Annotated in this window: 13 protein-coding genes; 4 read left to right on the plus strand and 9 right to left on the minus strand. The window is 36.6% G+C overall.

What is annotated here, in order from left to right; all coding sequences use genetic code 11:
- Positions 1 to 102: 102 nt before the first annotated feature.
- The 5 genes from AC1MGI_RS00410 to AC1MGI_RS00430 form a co-directional block, all read right to left on the minus strand.
- Positions 103 to 1,905 (minus strand): DNA cytosine methyltransferase, encoded by a 1,803-nt coding sequence (locus AC1MGI_RS00410; RefSeq protein WP_480347700.1) that lies wholly within the window; start codon positions 1,903 to 1,905, stop codon positions 103 to 105.
- Positions 1,906 to 2,138: 233 nt separating this feature from the next.
- Positions 2,139 to 2,720, minus strand: coding sequence for a competence protein ComK (locus AC1MGI_RS00415; protein WP_480347702.1), 582 nt, complete (start codon positions 2,718 to 2,720; stop codon positions 2,139 to 2,141).
- Positions 2,721 to 3,162: 442 nt separating this feature from the next.
- Positions 3,163 to 4,206 (minus strand): DNA sulfur modification protein DndB, encoded by a 1,044-nt coding sequence (locus tag AC1MGI_RS00420; RefSeq protein ID WP_480347704.1) that lies wholly within the window; start codon positions 4,204 to 4,206, stop codon positions 3,163 to 3,165.
- 1 nt (position 4,207) lies between these two features.
- Positions 4,208 to 5,299, minus strand: a complete 1,092-nt coding sequence (locus AC1MGI_RS00425) for a DNA sulfur modification protein DndB (protein WP_480347705.1) — start codon at positions 5,297 to 5,299, stop codon at positions 4,208 to 4,210.
- A 729-nt stretch (positions 5,300 to 6,028) separates the two neighbouring features.
- The gene (locus tag AC1MGI_RS00430; protein WP_480347706.1) at positions 6,029 to 6,940 is read right to left on the minus strand and encodes an EamA family transporter; all 912 of its coding nucleotides are present in this window, start codon (positions 6,938 to 6,940) and stop codon (positions 6,029 to 6,031) included.
- A 338-nt stretch (positions 6,941 to 7,278) separates the two neighbouring features.
- Between AC1MGI_RS00430 and AC1MGI_RS00435 the strand changes: the two genes are divergently transcribed.
- On the plus strand, positions 7,279 to 7,497 hold the full coding sequence (locus tag AC1MGI_RS00435) for a DUF1659 domain-containing protein (RefSeq protein ID WP_062176294.1): 219 nt from the start codon (positions 7,279 to 7,281) through the stop codon (positions 7,495 to 7,497).
- Positions 7,498 to 7,526: 29 nt separating this feature from the next.
- Positions 7,527 to 7,745 carry a DUF2922 domain-containing protein gene (locus tag AC1MGI_RS00440; protein ID WP_480347708.1) on the plus strand — a complete coding sequence of 73 codons (219 nt, stop codon included), beginning with the start codon at positions 7,527 to 7,529 and terminating at the stop codon, positions 7,743 to 7,745.
- 224 nt (positions 7,746 to 7,969) lie between these two features.
- Here the strand turns inward: AC1MGI_RS00440 and AC1MGI_RS00445 are convergent, their stop codons facing one another.
- The 3 genes from AC1MGI_RS00445 to AC1MGI_RS00455 all read right to left on the minus strand — a co-directional run bounded on the left by AC1MGI_RS00445 (position 7,970) and on the right by AC1MGI_RS00455 (position 11,453).
- Positions 7,970 to 8,428 carry a FixH family protein gene (locus tag AC1MGI_RS00445; protein WP_480347709.1) on the minus strand — a complete coding sequence of 153 codons (459 nt, stop codon included), beginning with the start codon at positions 8,426 to 8,428 and terminating at the stop codon, positions 7,970 to 7,972.
- 27 nt (positions 8,429 to 8,455) lie between these two features.
- Positions 8,456 to 9,856 carry a PepSY-associated TM helix domain-containing protein gene (locus AC1MGI_RS00450; RefSeq protein WP_480347711.1) on the minus strand — a complete coding sequence of 467 codons (1,401 nt, stop codon included), beginning with the start codon at positions 9,854 to 9,856 and terminating at the stop codon, positions 8,456 to 8,458.
- A gap of 718 nt (positions 9,857 to 10,574) precedes the next feature.
- Positions 10,575 to 11,453: a radical SAM/SPASM domain-containing protein gene (locus tag AC1MGI_RS00455; protein WP_062176266.1), complete on the minus strand. Its 879-nt coding sequence runs from the start codon at positions 11,451 to 11,453 to the stop codon at positions 10,575 to 10,577.
- A gap of 1,245 nt (positions 11,454 to 12,698) precedes the next feature.
- Between AC1MGI_RS00455 and ltrA the strand changes: the two genes are divergently transcribed.
- Positions 12,699 to 14,495, plus strand: a complete 1,797-nt coding sequence (gene ltrA, locus AC1MGI_RS00460) for a group II intron reverse transcriptase/maturase (RefSeq protein ID WP_480345917.1) — start codon at positions 12,699 to 12,701, stop codon at positions 14,493 to 14,495.
- 257 nt (positions 14,496 to 14,752) lie between these two features.
- Here ltrA and AC1MGI_RS00465 read toward each other — a convergent pair whose 3' ends face one another.
- On the minus strand, positions 14,753 to 15,646 hold the full coding sequence (locus AC1MGI_RS00465) for a LysR family transcriptional regulator (protein WP_480347713.1): 894 nt from the start codon (positions 15,644 to 15,646) through the stop codon (positions 14,753 to 14,755).
- A 317-nt stretch (positions 15,647 to 15,963) separates the two neighbouring features.
- Here AC1MGI_RS00465 and AC1MGI_RS00470 point away from each other — a divergent pair, with 317 nt between their 5' ends.
- Positions 15,964 to 17,910, plus strand: a complete 1,947-nt coding sequence (locus AC1MGI_RS00470; RefSeq protein ID WP_480347714.1) for an FUSC family protein — start codon at positions 15,964 to 15,966, stop codon at positions 17,908 to 17,910.
- Positions 17,911 to 18,277: the final 367 nt, after the last annotated feature.

Here is an 18,277-nt window from a genome sequence, read left to right on the forward strand (position 1 = left end):
TTATATCAAAAATATTTTGAAGGAAAGATAACATTACGTAATTAACTTTTTTTCCCAAAATAAAAACAACTGTATCACTACAGTTGCTTTTATTTTTAAGCTTTATTTGTGATCTTCCCCAGAGAATCTTGCGAAGCTTTGGTCTAATTCTTCTTGTAATCCTTCTTCAGGAGATTCTCCTAAAATATTCAGCATTTGTTCAGCAACTGCTCTCGCCATTAATGGAGGTACTGCATTTCCAACTTGTTGATATTGCTGATCCTTTGTACCGACAAATTCGAAATCATCTCTAAAAGATTGCAATCGAGCAGCTTCTCTAATACTTATAGCAACTGCTGTTTCTGGATGGCTCCACATAGATTTCCTTACATTCACAACAGTGGGTGATGGTTCATCATAGTTGAGTCTTAAATAAACAGTATTTTGCGTCCTCGATGCATCTGCATAAGTACTTTTTAGTTCTACAGGTAAACTGTGAAAATTTTTACCCTTAAGTTTTTGAATCTCCTCAAATCTTTTAACACTTAATTCATTACTTTTTGTATTCACATGATTTTTTATCTTATTATCTTTAGAATTTTTCCTAAAGTAGTACTGCAATGGCGTTATAATTTCAGTTATATCATAATTTTGTGCTGACACTTGAATATCAGTATTCGGAGGAATACTCTCTAAATCCGCTATTGCGTCTTTTGTTGTGAAATTTTTATTTATTATTGGCTCAGGTAATTTTACTTCTTTAGTTTTTTTATTCCCAGCTTTTACTCCAAGAATCATAAATCTATTTCTTTTTTGAGGAACACCATAGTTTGAAGCAGTTAATACATTTGGATCTATTTTGTAGCCGAGCCATTCAAAGACTAGTTTTAAATACTTCACTATATTATAAGTTTTGACTTTTGCTTTGATAAGGCTACCGTCTATTGTATTCTCGTCTATTATAAAATCAATTCTTTCTCCCTTTAATTCCTCTAAAGTTAATAATAGCTTATTTAAAGTAATTAGAGGAACGATCTGATCATGAAAATCACTGCTTAAAATTTCTTCAAAGTGTATCCTGATCAAAGCTTCTTCAGCGTTATCAAATAGAATTGATGCATTGATTTTACTTATTTCTTCATAATCTTGATTTTCTTTATATAGATTCAAGTGTTGAATCAAATCTTGAATTTCTTTTTTTTCTTTATCATCTTTTAACTTTACTGTTCCCTCTATATTTGCACGTTTTTCAATTACTTTTAATCTTGAAAGGGATTCTTTTGACAAAAAGTGACTAATTCGGCAATTGAGATAATAATTGTTTTCTAAGTATTGTTCAAAAATTGGACGCAGATGGCTGTAATCATTTTTTACTAATGTAATTCCCTCTTCTGTCCATAAAGTTTCATCATCTCTTTTGCCTTTCAAAATTTCCTTCATATGCTCTTCCGATCCTAAATGAAATTTTGAAGTAGGATCTCCATCAGATATCGTTATAAAAAATTTATGAGTCTTAGATTCCATCGTTTTCACATTTTCCATTAAAAATGCTACTGGCTTAATCTCCATAATAGATCTTACAAATTCTTTTACCAGCTGGTTATTACCCGATATCAAGTAATTTTTTTGCCTGTTTGCATTTGAGAATCCTTGACAAGGAGGGCCACCAATTACTACTATATTTTCTTTTGAAGAAACATTTTTCATTTTCAAAAATTCTTGAAAATTAATTTTTGTTATATCACTAATACCATTTTCCGTCTTAATAATTATATTTTCATCTTCACCATGGTTTTTTATATATGTTTTAGCTGCTGATTCGTTTATTTCAACAGCACCTAAAACTTCAAATTTACCAGTTTGTTCGAATCCATTACTTAAACCACCGGCTCCTGCAAAAAGATCAATAACTTTATACTTCTTCATTTTCCCAACTCCTACCTTGCTTACCGAAAACAAACACTTGTTCCATCTATTATATATTCTATAAATAGCATATAGCAACTTTGTATACAAACAAATACTATATTATAATGTAATGATACAATATTTTCACCAAATAATATGATCTATTTTCTGGTAACCATAGATCCTATTGATTTTATTAATTCTCGTAACAAAAAAACAGCCAACTCCAAAAGTCAGCTGCTTCATCTATTTTATTCCTCTTCTTCCTTCCCCTCTTTTCTCAAATGCAAGTTATATTCTCCCTTTTCTTCTATTATTGTAAATCCGCTACCTGGTTCATATAGTAAAGTCCTGCTTTTTTCAATCGTATGACGTACTTGTAAGGTAATCTGAAGCACAGCTGCGTAGCCGCGCCGTTTATCGACTTGTTCATTTTTTAGTAAAATAGTAATGCTGTGTCCATACATTAAGTGTAAAATCGTTTCTTTATTAGAAATCACCTCAGGTCTAATGATTTTTGAGGTAACGATCCAGATTTTCTTTTTACTATTTGATGCGTGGAAAGGAGCTAGAATAATTCCATGCTCGGCATTTAGCGCAACTGGCAAAAAGTATTTCCCGCCAAGAATCGAACGTGCTCCTACTATGGCCCCATCTAAATCGCGTGCATAATAGTTAAAGGATTCCTCGAGTACATCTTTAACTGGCTTTTTAACAAGGATAGAACCTTTTCCTTCTATTACCCTGGTATTTTCATTTCCTTGCTTGTCATATTCGGAAAATAAGCATACTGTTTCTCTGTTTATTATATAGAATCGTTTACTGAACATCATCGACACTCCTCATTTAGGTGATTGATTATTCACACGTTCCTTTGTTCCGATTTATCCCGCATTAACGGGCAGTAAGCCCCCTACCTCAAGGCTTAGAGGAATCAAAGAAGCGTAGGTTGGGGGATAACTGCCCGTAAAAGCCCGATTGGTTCAACTAACAATCAGTGGGGGGGAAGAAAACCCCACTGATTGAAGTTTCACTTTATTAGCTAAAACCAATCCTTCATTTCTATCATCCATACACAATACATTTTCTGTTTCCATACACTTTCTCTATTTGGTCTGTTTTCCTTTTTAATCGCCAATTCTTTACTAATGATTAAAAAAAGGTATACTAGACAATAAGACAGGATTCATCCTGACTGAAACGCCCATGAGCAACGTCTTCGGAGGACCCTTGCTCATGGGTTCTTTCTTTTTTTTCGCTATTTTCACATGATCATCACCTCCCACAAGTATAGAGCCAGTTTTGTAGTTTATTAATATTGCTTTTGTCATTTTCTAGATAAAATAGTGGCTTACGTCCTTTAAACGCACCTCTGAATTCTTCTTGCCAGATTGGATTATCCGGTGTCCAGTCTATATCCTGTAAACTTGCCATTCTTTTCACGATGAGTTCTTGTCGATTTGTAAAGGGCTGATTTTCCATTTTGTCGTTGGCAAATTGAGCAACTGCGGTTAGGATTGGGTAGCTTGCTAACATAGACTGTTGATAATCGCCGATTTCCTCTGGTGGACATAGCTTAAAGAGTTGATCAAGCCAAAGGTGGATGAGTTGGAGGTATTCCCCGTTTTGTAAATAGGTTGTTTTGATCTTGTCTTCAATGTTCGTTGCGAAGTGACCCGTGATGAAGATACCAACGATTTGCCTTAACTGGGATAGCGAAACTAAATTTTTATTTTTCGGTCGGATAATGTTTTGTTTTTCCAACTCTACCCCGGCTATTTTTAAGTTTGAATGACTTTGCAACACTTGATTTGTGATGACATTCAAATGGTTCCGAGAATCAAAAGATATCCGCTTGGAGAGAGCTACTTTCTTCCCTTTTAAATTCACATCAAGGTAAAGCTGCGCTGCTTCTGCTTCTGAGAGGTTTTCAAATACTTGGAGTGCGATATGTGTTTCTTTGATAAGATATTTCAGCTTATAAGCTTGCTCTACCTTCGTATCATCAAATGACTTTAACGCTTTGAAAATGCTGTCCTCTAGCTGCACGAAGGCTTTCATTCTTTGTGAACCGTCAATAATTGAGAATTTCATTGTAGATGAATCGTTGATTTCTCCTTCCTCCAAGTTCACAATCAATGGTGGAATATAAATATTTTCTGTTAGGGCGTTTTCCAATAAATAATTTCTGATAGAGCGGACCCTTGTCTGATCTGTCTCTCTTACCTGTATTTGGCCATTTCGAACGAGAGAAATTAGCTCTTCGATAGAAAAGGAAGTCATGCTCCTTTTTTTTGTACGTAATTCCTGAAGGTTCATCCTACCACGTCCTTTCTTTTTCCAAACTGTCGCAAAATGCTATCGCTGTTTTTTGCATGCTTGTCGTTCTTGAGTGATTGTTGATTCGTTTCCTTTGCTGGTCGTAGATGTGAGGATAGTGTGGATCATCATGCTTCCATGTACAATATGTTTGAAGTTTCTCCATCTGCTGAAATGCTTCTTCGTAGGAGAGTTTATGATGTTTATGCAATAGAAAAGCTGTCAAACCAAGTGCTATTTGGATACCGCTATAGCCAGATGTGAATTTCTTTCGATTCGCTGGATTCCTCGGGAAAATCGTGAGCCAAGTTTCAAAAAATGCCGTTCCGATTGTAACAGCTTCTTCATTCGTAAGTCCTCCGAGCTTGACCCGTTTTGTACTAACCGTTAAGTTTCCATCGAAAAGAGCAAGCAAACAGCGTCTCATGATTGTGAGGGAAGTAAGCGCCGAGTTGCTCATCGAAATCCGTGATAGTTTATCTTCAATCTCCATTTTAGATGCCAAGCGGCTTGCAATTTTCCGTGTAATGTCTGCATAATGGTCTCGCTGATCATACTGCATCACCAAGCCTAAATGCGGTTCTTTTCTTTTTGTATTTAAATCTGAAAAAAGCTGCTGCTCCTCTTGCTTGTCTAAGTCGAGATAAATTTGGACGCTAATCGGATATGTCTTCAACTTGTTTATTTGTGCTTGAATTTTCCTTAATTCCATTTGATTATCCATTAGTTCTGCCGTTTCTTGTAAGCCTTGCAGATGAGTAATCGCCGCAATCAATCCTGCAGTTCTGTGCTGCCCGTCAAGTATATAAACTTTACAACCATCTGAAAGTTCGCCACCTCCATCGGTTTCGACAATGTTCCCTCTACTAGAGAAGATAAATGGCGAGAAATAGAAATCATTTTCCTCCAATGTTTGAATGATAAAATCCCGGATTTCAAATTTCCGCTTTATATCTAACTTTCTTTGAACCTCTTGATCAATCTCAAAAATCGCTTGCAATGTCTGGAATTTAATTTGCGAAATCAAGACTTTTTTCCCAAAAGATTGAAAACATTTACCTGGTATCGTGACTTTCATTTCTTGATATGTCATGTCTTACACCTCTTTGTCGAACTATAGTAATGGTTATCTTTGCCTATTATGCTATGAAGCACTCTTTTTGTAAAACTCTCTCAATTACTAAATGGAGAAATTCCCTTTACACTCTTTAAAACTCAACTCGTTTTGTTCTCTAACTCTTGACATATTTAATCCTTTGATTTATATTATAAATTTTCTGTATGCAATTCCTGATATTTTAATGAAATGTAGCGTTTTCACCTACTAATCCTCTATATAATTTTACTTTTAATTCCAATATTATTAATTGTTTGTAAAATTTTTCTTTTTTCCGCGAAAACGCTTTATCTTTTGTTTCTAGTTCAAAAAAAAAGCTTGCAGGACAGGTCTCAATCTGACCACTCTGCAAGCTTTTTTCTTATTTTCACTTTGTTGCAATCGTAATGCTGCTTGTACCTATACGTTTAAGTACGGTTCGCTTTTCACTTTAGCCCATTACTTCTCGATTTATCCCGCATTAACGGAAAGTCAAGTCCCCCACTAATTGAAGTTTCACTTTATCTTGTGTATACTTCCATATTGATCCATTCTTATAACATCGATTTTTCATCTCAACAGTTACATCTTTCATCCAAAACGTTTAACAACCTTCTCCATCTAATCGTTTTACCCATTCATTTTCCTCCCACATAAGACTTAAGAGACTATCATCTCTTAAACGACTTTGCTCTTTTTGAATACACATTTTATCTGCGTACTTGTTTAAGAGGTTAGGCGTAAGACAAGAATTCCTACAACCGTAACGATAAGTCCCGTAATTTCACGTTTACTCATGTTTTCTTTCAAATAAAAATGAGCATATAAAATGACGAGTGCAACGCTCATTGCACTAATGGCCGAAACAATTCCGGTGATCCCGCCGCGGAATGCGGGAAAGAGAAACATCATGCCCGCTATATTCGTAATTCCTACAAACATTCCCCAGCCTAACGTTCTTTTCAAAGTCCAGTGCGGAACGTTATTTTGTTGTGTAGTCTTGTTTGACGCTTCCCCATACTGATCTTTTTCCTGAACAATAGATTTACTCTTTGCGTAAGAAATGGCCCAGGTAATACCAAACAATACTGTTCCGGTTACATACATGATGATTAGTGCCGGGAGTGTTGCAGCACCAGCAATGGTTGATTGTTTGATGGACACATCTGAAAAGCCGAAGAAAAGCATCGTTAGAATTCCCCATTGAATCCCTTTTAACTGATTGAGCTTCAAATCCTGTGAATATTTAATAAGGATGAGGCCTAATAAGACAATAAAAAACGCGGTTAATTGCCAGGTTGATAAAGCCTCTCCCCATAGTATGTAGGCAACAATTACGACAACTAGTGGCGGCAGTCCTGAAAATAAAGCAATAATCGAGGCCTTACCCACCGCATACCCTCTATACATAGAAGCGTTGGCTATATATGAAAACAATCCCATTAAAACTCCATACCATGCGCCGTTCGACCACGGTTGTTTGGCGATAACATTACTAATCAAAGCAATCAAAGTACCAGATATATAGACGCCTAAAAGTAATAGATTACGATCAATCGGTCTTTGTGACGTCCATTGATAAAGAATTCCCCTAATCCCGAAGCAGATAGCCGCAGCTCCTGCGAAAAGAAACCACATGTCCTTTTCTCCTTCCTATTCTCTAAACATGCTACTCCCTTTCCCCTTTGTGTTAGCGAAATAATAGTAGTTATTTACTTTCCACATTACCGTCAGCCATTCCCCCCATCTATTTCCATTCAACCATAAGGGAACTGAATTATTCTGTCAATTGAAATAGTAAATACACCGAAAAAGACCGCAAGACTAAGGCTCTAAGCGACCATTGAAGCGGATTCCTTTAACGCTCTAAAAAATCGAAATTCTATCTTTCAATCTAGAAACTCATTTAAAACTTTCCCCCTATACTACTTTTTCTACTTTAACGCTTATAAAGAAAGTGAAAGGAGGTGAGCAACATGGCAATTGAAATTCTTGAAGCTGTAACGATTCGCTTAGAATTTGAAACAGGCATGGACGAAAAAGGCATACCAATTGTGAAGCGTAAATCATTTTCCAATGTAAAAACCGATGCTGCGTCAGATGATATTTTAGCAGCAGCTGAAGCGATCGCAGGGTTACAAATGCATCCTCTCGCAAAAGTCGCTCAAATCGGGACAACTGTTCTATCTAATTAATTTTCTAAGGAAAGAAAGGGGTGAAGAAAATGGCAAAAACACTGGAATTATTGTTTCTAACCGAAGGCGGTAAATCAGCGACACTTTCTGTTACTGACCCAATTGAACCGGTTGACGTCGAAAAAGTGAAAACAGCTATGGATGCAGTCATAGCGAGCAATGTGTTCACAACGGCGTCCGGATCATTCATTAGTGCGAAAGGCGCAAGAGTTGTCGAGCGCAATGTGAGTGAATATGAAGTGAATTAATCAGAAGAGGCCGAGGCTGTCCTGTAATTAGGATAGCCTCGACCTCTTTGTGTAAAGTGACAATCAAGTTATTTAATTTTAAAATCCAAACAGGCATAACAATCGGGGCAGCACTACTAGAACCGAATTTCACAGGTTTGCTTAGCCGCAGGTAAAAATACGAATTTTATCGGCAGCAGGGTATACAGGTATTGTCATACATCTCTCTTATCTAAATCAATCGTTCAATGATGATTCCCCTGATGCTTGCTTTTCTTAACAGCTTCTTCTCCTAAAGCATTTATTTCCTCTTCTGAGACTTCCCCAACAATAAGTTGTTTTTTAGGCATGACATGAAGTCCTCGAGCATTGACATGAGTTTGAACATAATAGATTCCATCTTTACTAAACTGTTTAGAAACAGTATATGTTCCATTACCTGTAAACTCAGCTTGAAGCATTTCACTACTTTGAGTAGTAGCATTCCAAATTTCAAATTGAACATCTTGTGCATCATCTACATTGCTAGATCCCTGCGTTACATGAACTTTGAATATACATTCTTGGTTCAGCGCAACATCAGGTAGTATGATGTCAGCATCAATTACTTGCATTTTTTCTTGAGAGGAACTGCTAGTTGCATTACATCCACTAATCATACAAACAAGTATAAATGCTGATAGTATGAAAATATATTTTCTCATGGTACTCAAATATCCTCTCTTCTTCTATTAATTCATCCACCCTCTTAACGGCTTAAATTTAGGCATAACAAAACGATCTAATAAAAACACCAAAATTATAGAAATACCAACTAACGGCATTACTATTCCTAATACAAGCATGATAAAAAATACAGTTCTAGTTAGTTTCTTATCATGAACTTTAGAAGGAGCACCTAATTTACCAGAAGGTTTACGTTTTTTCCACATGATAAATGAACTAATAACCACCCCGATTAATCCTATACATACAATGAGACCAATGATTTGATTGGCTAATCCAAATAATCTTCCTTCATGTAATGCAATACCGACTGTTATGGCCTTTGCGGTAATTCCATAATCATCAAAACGAACATCTGTTAATACAGCTCCACTGTATTGATCAATGTTTAATGTAGCATTATCTCCTGGTTTTGTATGGGAAGTTGTGACGGTATATACGCCTTTTTCAGACTGTGGCATAGATATGCTGTAAGGCTTTGCCACCTTGTTATTTCCAGCAATATAAGAAACGTCTTCCAGTGAAATAGTTGAATAACTACTTTTTTTAGAAGAAGGCACTACTAAATTTTCAGTTGCCCACGGTCCATCTTGTGCAACATCTCTCGTTCTAATAATAGACTCTGGTTTTGCATCCCAGCTGTAAGCATAGGGAGGAGTTCCTGTATTAGTAGCAGTAGCGAAACGGTTTATTTGTTCCCCCATTACTCCTGACCACGGAAGCCCTGTCCCTATTAAAATCAAAACGAATAACGACAACCAAAAGGCAGGAACAGCGTGCATATCTCTCCAGAATAGCCGGCCTTTCTTATTGAATCTAGGTAGAATAGTCCCCCAGATAGACGCCTTATTTCTAGGCCACCATATATATAAACCAGTTATAAGCAAGATCACACACCAACATGCAGCAAGTTCCACCAAGCGGTTGGCGAATGTACCGCCTATTATTAATTCGCTATGCATTTTTTTAAATATCTCTGTAAATTTCTTCTCTGAATTTAGCGATCCATTTATTGTACCTGTATAAGGATCCACAAATACCGAAAGTGATTGTCCGTCATTAGAAATACTAATTTCTGATGTTCGTAATGGGTCATCATACGTTTTATACGAATTCATAATCCCTTCAGGGTACTTTTCTTTTACCAGACTTATCTGCTCTGAGGGAGATATTATTGATGAATGACTCCCCTTCACATAGTAGAGGTCCTGATATAAAATTGATTCTATTTGTGGCTTGAATAAGTACACAGCACCACTAAAAGCTAAAATAATTAAAAATGGGGAAAATATAAGTCCTGCGTAAAAGTGCCATCTCCAAACGATTCGATAAATAGACGCCTTGTTACTTTTACTTTCCTTTTCATTATGTTTTCGAGGCTCTTCATTAAGTTTTAATGCTTCCATATCTCTTCTCCCTTTATATTAATTAGTCCAACAAATTCTACTAATTGGCTTTATGTTACAATAGATGATCAATTTACACGCATATTGCTTTTTTTGTATTCTGAAATTTACAAATTTTTATGTTCGAACCATGTTAAAATTTGTTAGTATTGTTCTCTCAATAACATTAGACACCTCCAATTTTTTTCGATTTATATCCTAAATTACTCTCATTTAATGCACCCGTGAATTTAAGAAAGTACCATTATCAGTGTACTTTTTGGGATGCCAACGATTTAAATCTCATATTAACCGATTTTAATTTTTGATAATTGTAAATAACGGTACATCTTGTTAATCTGTAACATTTTTTCAATAATCGATTAATAAATCCCTTATATAACAACATTTTTTTCAAATTAAATTCGGGTTGTGAGTGTAAATGTTATACAAATGCTAGTCCCTTTTGTAAAGTGACAATAAAGTTATTTAATTTTAAAACCACAAACACGCATAACCCCGTTCTGATTTTAGAACGGGGTTAAAATAAAGTTGGTTATTTTCAAATGTAAAATATTCACCTCTTAATCCTATAACAATAAAGTCTTTTAAATCTAAGTGATATTCCACAATTTGATTACTATATTTAACTTGTGTACGGTTCACCACGTTATATCTAAATGAGGTAATGAGTTAGAATGACTCTATCTCACTTACTAAATCCTAACCATTTGCCTATCTATTTTCCAAACCTTTTGCGATATCCGCATTTTCTACATAGTTCCTCCACTGCCACTCTTCGTGAAAAACCATCTACAAGGTTCTTTGCTCGATCCATCTCGATAATATCAGAAAATGAATCATCATTAATATTTCCAAGATTGATAACTCCCTCACCATCTAGACAGCAAGGAATAACAGTTCCGTTTGCTAAAATACCTGCTTGATTTCGCATGCCATAGCAGAAGCCCTTCCCATCATCTTCTTCTTCATGTAACGCAGGCCACTGAAACTCATAATCTTGATTGATGAAGATGCGGTCCGCAATTTTCACGCCGCTTCCTGGTACAACCTTCTCTTCAATTTTGTAGTCTAAATCAAATTCTTTCTCAATCATTTCTAGTAATTCTCTGTTTCGTTTTCTTTCAATATTCGTCGTATTGTCTTGTGTAAGGTTCCATAATCTCAGAGAAACAATCATTTCTGATTGACTCGTTGCTTCTTTAATAAAAGAAAGGATACTTTTCACATACCCTTCCTTATCTTTAGAACCAATATGGCCATCAAAGCTATGGAGTGAGAAATTCATTTGTCTTAGCGCAGGCTTATTTAATAATTTTTCTCTCTTTTTATTAATTAATGTTCCATTGGTTGTGATATTAACTTTAAACCCTTTTTCATGACTTACGTCTAACAATTGGCCTATTTTAGGATGGAGCAACGGCTCACCTTTTACATGTAAATAAATGTAGTCTGTGTGCGGTTTAATTTGGTCTAATCTCTTAGAAAAATCCTCCACAGAAATGAATTGCTTCTGTCGTTCTGTTGGCGGACAAAAGCTACATGCAAGATTACATACACTTGTAATCTCTAAGTAAAACTTCTTAAATTTTTTCACGATCAATTCCTCACTTCTTTGACTACTTAGAACAGGATGAACAATTGTTCTATCACTATTACAGCATACTTGCTCCCAAATGAATACTCCCCCACCTAAAATGCTAACACATTTTTGAGGAAGGGGTTTCTGTCGTATCGATGTATTCACCTAAAAGTTCTATGTGAACCTGAAAGATTAACGAGCAGTGGGGCTGTTACATCGGTGGACTAAACACTCCCAGACCCTCTATCCCATTGGTTCTTGTAGGGCTAAAACCACTAGTTCTCTTCTACTTCTTTACGGCTTTTCTTGAGTAGCTTAGATAATATTTCATAAACGATTGGTACAACAATTCATGTTAATAACGTCGAATTGGTTAAACCACCGATTACTGTAATACTAAGACCTTTGGAATTTAACTCGCCGCTGTGGATTTAAAATAAAGTTCGATAATTTATAAAAAGTCTGATCATTTATAATAAAAATTGATAATTTGTAAAAAGGTTTGATAAAACTATCTATTTTGTAGGGCATTTCTTTGTTCAACAACCGGGCCAGCGCGACAAGTTCTGTGATAAACGCCTTATGGCGTGAAAACACAGGAAGTTTATGAAATTAGCTTCAACTTTACAACGGAGGATAGGAATGACGAAGCCATGTTTTCTGAAACTATCTCATCAAGACTCCTGCGTGCGTCATGAAAGACAGTTCATGGGGTTCGAAGCACAGGTAGAGTCGGCAGAAGGAAAGCTAAAGCCATTCCTATGGAAAAGGTATGCCAACCGATATGCCGGGTGGCTGAAAAACTAGATAGGGTGAGGATGTTCCCCTCTAAAGGAACTGACGAACTTCTGAATTTAAGGGTCTATAGATTGAACATAGTGAAAGCTATGTCCCATCCTACGATGGGGTGAGTGGTGTAGAGTAAAATTTGGCCCTCTGAAATACATTATACTGAACAATGGCGGTATCCAGCTCACAGGTTTAAAGGAAGCACCTACGTCTAGAACGGATAGCTATGTTGTAAGGTACTTGGGAACCAAGAGACGTTGAAACAAGGACTGTCATCCTTAACGGTTGCTATAAGGTGAAAACCGAAATGCATTTGCTCTTGTGAAGGTAGGGGTACGACCGACGAAACTTCTGTAATGGGAGTGGAGGAACAGCCCCAAGTCTAACGAATGAGAACGATTATTTTCTTCACGTGAATGACACCGATCGGGTAAGAATGTGGGAACATCACCCATTAGGAGGGATGCCACAGTGTCAACTTTGAGATATTGGGATTACTACAATATGACGGAAACCTTTACGGATTTATATGAAAAAGCTAGTAATAAGGATATTTTCAGCCATATCTATGAAATCATCACATCCAGAGAGAACATCCTATTGGCTTTTCGTAAAATTAAATCTAACAAAGGGGCTAAAACACCTGGTACAGATGGAAAAACCATCAATGATATCAAGGAGCTCACGGAAAATGAATTAGTGAGTGTAATTCAAACAAAACTAGAGAACTATCAACCTAAGAAGGTCAGAAGAAAATGGATTGAAAAGGAAAATGGTAATCTAAGACCGCTTGGAATTCCATGTATTCTTGACCGTATCATTCAACAGTGTTTTAAACAGGTTCTTGAGCCAATTGCTGAAGCCCATTTTTACAAACACAGCTATGGCTTTAGACCGTTAAGGTCTACTCATCATGCCATGGCAAGAGTACAATTTTTAATTAATCAAGCGCAGCTACATTATGTAGTTGCGCTTGATATTAAAGGGTTTTTCGATAATGTGAATCATACACTTCTTATCAAACAATTATGGAATTTAGGCATTCATGATAGAACAGTGTTAGCCTGCATATCTAAAATGCTAAAGGCCGAAATTGATAAAGAAGGTGTACCATCTAAAGGCGTCCCTCAGGGTGGGATTTTATCAACTCTATTATCGAACGTGGTACTAAACGACCTAGACCAGTGGGTTGCTGACCAATGGGAGTTCTTCCCTCTCTCGAAAAACTATAAATCTAAGGCTGGAGAAAGGTACGCTAAGAAACGCACAAGTCTCAAAGAAGGGTACCTTGTCCGCTACGCGGATGATTTTAAAATTCTCTGCCGAGATGGGAAAACGGCTCAAAAGTGGTATCACGCGGTTAGATCATACCTCAAGGAACGGTTAAAACTAGACATTTCACCGGAAAAATCGCAAATCGTAAATTTGCGAAAAAGAGAATCCGAATTCTTAGGTTTTACAATTAAAGCGAATAAGAAGAGAAGTAAAAGAGTTGCCCACACGGGCATTAAACGGAAGAAGCGGGAGAAACTCAAAGAACAAGCTAAAATCCATATCCTACGGATAAAAGCATCCCCTACCACTCAAAATGTTTTACGCTTTAACAGTTTTGTTTTAGGCATTCACAATTATTTTAACCGAGCTACACATGTCAATCTAGAATTCTCACGTCTTGCCTACGAATTAAAAGCCTTTCTGTATAATCGCCTTCGTCCCGTGGGGAAATATGGACATCCAATCAATCCTAGTACTGCTTACAAAAAGTTCTATAGCACACAAGTTAAAACGTTCAAAATCGCAGGAGTCCACCTGTTTCCGATTGGGGACGTTAGAACAGTAAATGCAATGAACTTTAGTCCAACCCTATCCCTTTTTACGGAGGAAGGCAGAAAGAGAATTTACGATAAACTGAAGCCGAATGTCAGCCTAGAAATCAGCAGACTAATGAAGGCAAATCTTCCAGGTAGGACGGTTGAGTATATGGATAATCGCATCAGCCGTTTTAGTATGAAGATTGGAAAATGTGAAATCACAGGTTGGAATCTAACCGCTAATGAAGTTCACTGCCATCATTATGTACCAACACATCTTGGAGGAACGGACAGATTCAACAATCTTCGCATCCTTCATAGGGACATCCATCGGCTAGTGCATCGTAAAAATACAGAAATAATCACATCAGAAATACAGAAATTCGGTTTAAATTTTTCAATGATAAAGAAACTAAACCAATACCGAATGGAATGTGGGCTTGAAAAGGTAGATTAATCTCACGTCTAAGGGTAACGAAGAACTTATAATCCAGTATACATCGATAGATGGAGCGCCGAATGCTGGGAAACTAGCACGTTCGGTGCGGAGCAGGGGAAAAGCTGGAGATGACTTCAAAGGCTTACCTATTGCTACTTTAATGAAATAAGAAAAACGGAAAAATGATTAATCTTTTTTTAAAATACGCTCCTTTCTTTTGTTCGTTTATTAAGGTTATTAGTATCAATTTGATCAAACATTATTTCAAAGCTACATTAGCCTTCATATTCAGACAACCGCATTGTCTTTTCAACAAAGGTCTTGAACCTCTCTACTGCAGGTGGCATATATCCATTTGTTCTCCAAACCATTCGGATTACTCTTAAACTTTGTGGTTTTCGAATACGAATAAGTGAAATTTTTCTTTTATCAAGACCAGGTATAAAAGGAATGAGGGCAACGCCAAACTTTGCTCCAACAAGTCCTGCGATGGTTCTCTCCTCAAAGCCTTCAAAAGACATTTTCGGATGAAATCCAGCTTCATGGCAAAGCCTCTCAATAACATCACGCATAGCTGTTTCATGCTTGAAAAGCACAAATGGATCATTGGCTACTTCACATAAATCGACTTCATCTGTACCAGCAAGTCTATGAGTAATGGGTACAATTAAAAATAATTCATTATTCACGATTGGAATAGAGCTAAGATTTTCAATCGGTTCTTGTGGTGAACAGAAACCAATGTCAATTTCCGTAGATGCTAATTGGTTCAAAATCTTGCTTGTTGCATGCTGATACAATTGAAAGTTTATTCCTGATGCTTCTTTTTGAAAGGCACTAATTAACTCAGGCACAAAACTGGAGCCAAGAGTTTGAATAAATGCTAGTGAAATCGTTCCATGAAGGGGATTTATTAAATCATTAATTTCTTGTTTTGCAGCATCTATTTCTGATAAAGCTCGATTTGCATGCTGTAGAAAAATTTCACCATATTTATTTAATATGACTCCACGACTTTTCCGTTCGAATAAAGGAACACCGATCTCTTCTTCAAGTCGAGAAATCGAACGACTCAATGCCGGTTGAGAAATAACTAATTCAACAGAAGCCCTCGTAAAGTTCTCAATGTTCGCCAATGTTTGAAAATATTTTAGTTGATGCCAATCCATGAATAATTCCTCCAAAAAAAAGGTGATATTACAATAATGCATGGAATTCATAAAAAAGACAATTAGCTATGTATAGCTTTACAGAAGTATAATAGGAAATATCAGTTTTTTTATTAACAGCTCTTCCTTGTATTTGGTAGGTTCATGTAGGTGCTTACAAATTTGGGAAGGTGGATACACTATTTTTATAAGTAGCCATTATTATATGGCCTTTTGCCGGAGAATGGGTAAATAAAGGTTCATAAAAAGCTATTACGACTCTGTTCTAAGTATATTATTAGGTTAATGATTTTAGCAAAGGAGCAATCAGGATCAGTATGAAAGAGACATCTAAATCTACCTCTCCCAAATCCCCATCCATTATAAAACAGGCATTGACTGTGAATCGTAAGCCGTTTCCATGGATAAAGGCATTTTCTGCGGGAGTAGCGGCAGCTCTGCCAGTTATGATTGGATTATTATTTGGAAATCTAGAATATGGGTTGATAGCTGGGATGGGAGGCTTTACCTATCTTTACGTATTTAATATTCCCTATGCTCAAAGGGCTAAAAAGTTATTTTTTGTCATACTTGGAATGACGTTAGTCTCTGCATTAGGGACTCTTGCTGCCCCTTATCCACTTGCAATAGCGATTTTGATGGGGATTATTGGATCCGTAGCTATGTTTATTTTTGGAGCTTTAAAAATTAATGGACCGTCTGCGATTTTTTTCGTTTTAGTTTTTGCTATGACAACAGGTATGCCTGTTCATCCAGAGCTTGCCCCATTGCGTGCTGGCCTTGTATTTCTAGGAGGAGCCCTATCGTGGGTGATTGCCATGATCGGTTGGTTCTTTGATCCCCATGGTCCGGAAACAGGTGTAGTAAGAAGAGTGTATTTAGAACTAGCAACATTTCTTGATTCAATTGGTACCGAGAAATTTAGTGATGCGAGACATCGTGTTATGTCCGTTTTGAAAGAAGCAGAAGAAACACTTGCGGCAGGATCTATCCCTTGGCGACAAACGGATCTATTTAAACGATTATATGTATTAAACGATCATGCAAACAAGCTATTTTTATACATCCTTGAAGCTTTTTCAGAAGGCAACTCAAGCATTCCAGCGGAAGTAGGAGAGTCTGTTCGACATTTGGCACATTCACTGAATCAAAAAACACAAAGTGAGAGTGTTGTTAAAGAAATTCTTCTGCCTGAAGAGATCGATCAAAAAATTGTTCCACTAATTGAAAAAATTTATGAAGCCGACGCGATTATGAATGAACCAGTATCCAAAATTAATCAAGTGATTCGAATTTCCAAACCGTCACTTAAGACAATCCTATTGGGTGCCTTTGATAAAAACTCGATTGTTTTCCTTACGTCTATACGACTTGGCATTGTTACGATTATCGCAGCGATTATCGCCTATCAGCTGGATTTGACACGATCCTATTGGGTGCCGCTATCCTGTGTAGCCGTTTTGGCCGGATCAACAATGGTCGCTACCTATCATCGTGCCATTCAAAGAGGATTTGGTACAATCATAGGTATTCTGATCGCTAGCTTGATTCTTGCTAGTCACCCATCTGGATACATTCTCACTTTCTTGATTCTGCTTTTGACATTTATTACAGAGTTGTTTATTGTGAAAAATTATGGTTTAGCTGCGTTATTCTTTACACCAAATGCACTGTTGATGGCTGAAAGCACGAGTCATGGCAGCTTTAGCTTTTCTTATTTTGCCTCAGCTAGATTAATTGATGTTTTTATTGGGATTGTGATTGGCCTTATAGGAATATGGATTGTAGGTAGGTATTCCGCCTCTAGTCGTCTTTCACATTTAATAACCAAAACGCTTCGAAGTCAGGCGCAATTTTTATTCGTTCTTTTCTCTGATCAAGGAATTAATTTTAATGCTACAAAAAGCAAGGAAGGCATGAAAATGCGGACAAATTTAGCTAATTTAAAAACATTATATAATACAGCTGCAGGAGAGATTCCAGTTAATCAAAGGGCTTTTGAATACTACTGGCCGGTTATATTTTTCATCGAGCAATTAGAGTATTTATTGGAGAATGCTGCAAAAGCTACTAGACGTCCTATTCTTACAGACGAAACTCTTGCCGGATTGCTTTATGTTTTTGAAACGATGGCGAATGCCACCGCTCGAAAACAGTCACTAGATATTAAAAACGTCCCTGAAATAAAAGAGTTTCCAAGTATACAGAATGAGATTATTGCCTTGCAAAAATCTCTTCAAAGGGATGATAGGCTTCCTGTATAAGAAGAAGGATCCAAACAAACGTAACGGTTACAATATTTTTATTATTCCTTTAAGAGGCGCCTTTCCATAGTATGGATCTGCGCTTTCTTTGCATAAGAACCAGATTGTTTAAGTAGGAAACTGATAAGTAACGTTGAATTTTATTAAGAAGGTGGTAGAGTAAATGATCAATCTTTTTTATAAAAATCAATCTTAATACTACAATATAAGAATCCATTTTGAACAATCTTTTTTATTAAATGGATTCTTTTTGTTTATCGTAAAATGCTGGCTTGTTGGGTATTTTTGATCAAACCTTATTTAAAAGCTACAGCCGTAGCTACTGATTGCAGTTAAGGTGTTCAGATATTAATTTTAAAAAAGGCGG

Source organism: Peribacillus sp. BM1 (genome assembly GCF_056679975.1).

Excerpts from the sequence above, each read along its gene's own strand:
- AC1MGI_RS00410 (WP_480347700.1), bottom strand. The coding sequence starts at position 1,905 with ATGAAGAAGTATAAAGTTATTGATCTTTTTGCAGGAGCCGGTGGTTTA.
- AC1MGI_RS00415 (WP_480347702.1), bottom strand. The coding sequence starts at position 2,720 with ATGATGTTCAGTAAACGATTCTATATAATAAACAGAGAAACAGTATGC.
- AC1MGI_RS00420 (WP_480347704.1), bottom strand. The coding sequence starts at position 4,206 with ATGAACCTTCAGGAATTACGTACAAAAAAAAGGAGCATGACTTCCTTT.
- AC1MGI_RS00425 (WP_480347705.1), bottom strand. The coding sequence starts at position 5,299 with ATGACATATCAAGAAATGAAAGTCACGATACCAGGTAAATGTTTTCAA.
- AC1MGI_RS00430 (WP_480347706.1), bottom strand. The coding sequence starts at position 6,940 with ATGTGGTTTCTTTTCGCAGGAGCTGCGGCTATCTGCTTCGGGATTAGG.
- AC1MGI_RS00435 (WP_062176294.1), top strand. The coding sequence starts at position 7,279 with ATGGCAATTGAAATTCTTGAAGCTGTAACGATTCGCTTAGAATTTGAA.
- AC1MGI_RS00440 (WP_480347708.1), top strand. The coding sequence starts at position 7,527 with ATGGCAAAAACACTGGAATTATTGTTTCTAACCGAAGGCGGTAAATCA.
- AC1MGI_RS00445 (WP_480347709.1), bottom strand. The coding sequence starts at position 8,428 with ATGAGAAAATATATTTTCATACTATCAGCATTTATACTTGTTTGTATG.
- AC1MGI_RS00450 (WP_480347711.1), bottom strand. The coding sequence starts at position 9,856 with ATGGAAGCATTAAAACTTAATGAAGAGCCTCGAAAACATAATGAAAAG.
- AC1MGI_RS00465 (WP_480347713.1), bottom strand. The coding sequence starts at position 15,646 with ATGGATTGGCATCAACTAAAATATTTTCAAACATTGGCGAACATTGAG.
- AC1MGI_RS00470 (WP_480347714.1), top strand. The coding sequence starts at position 15,964 with ATGAAAGAGACATCTAAATCTACCTCTCCCAAATCCCCATCCATTATA.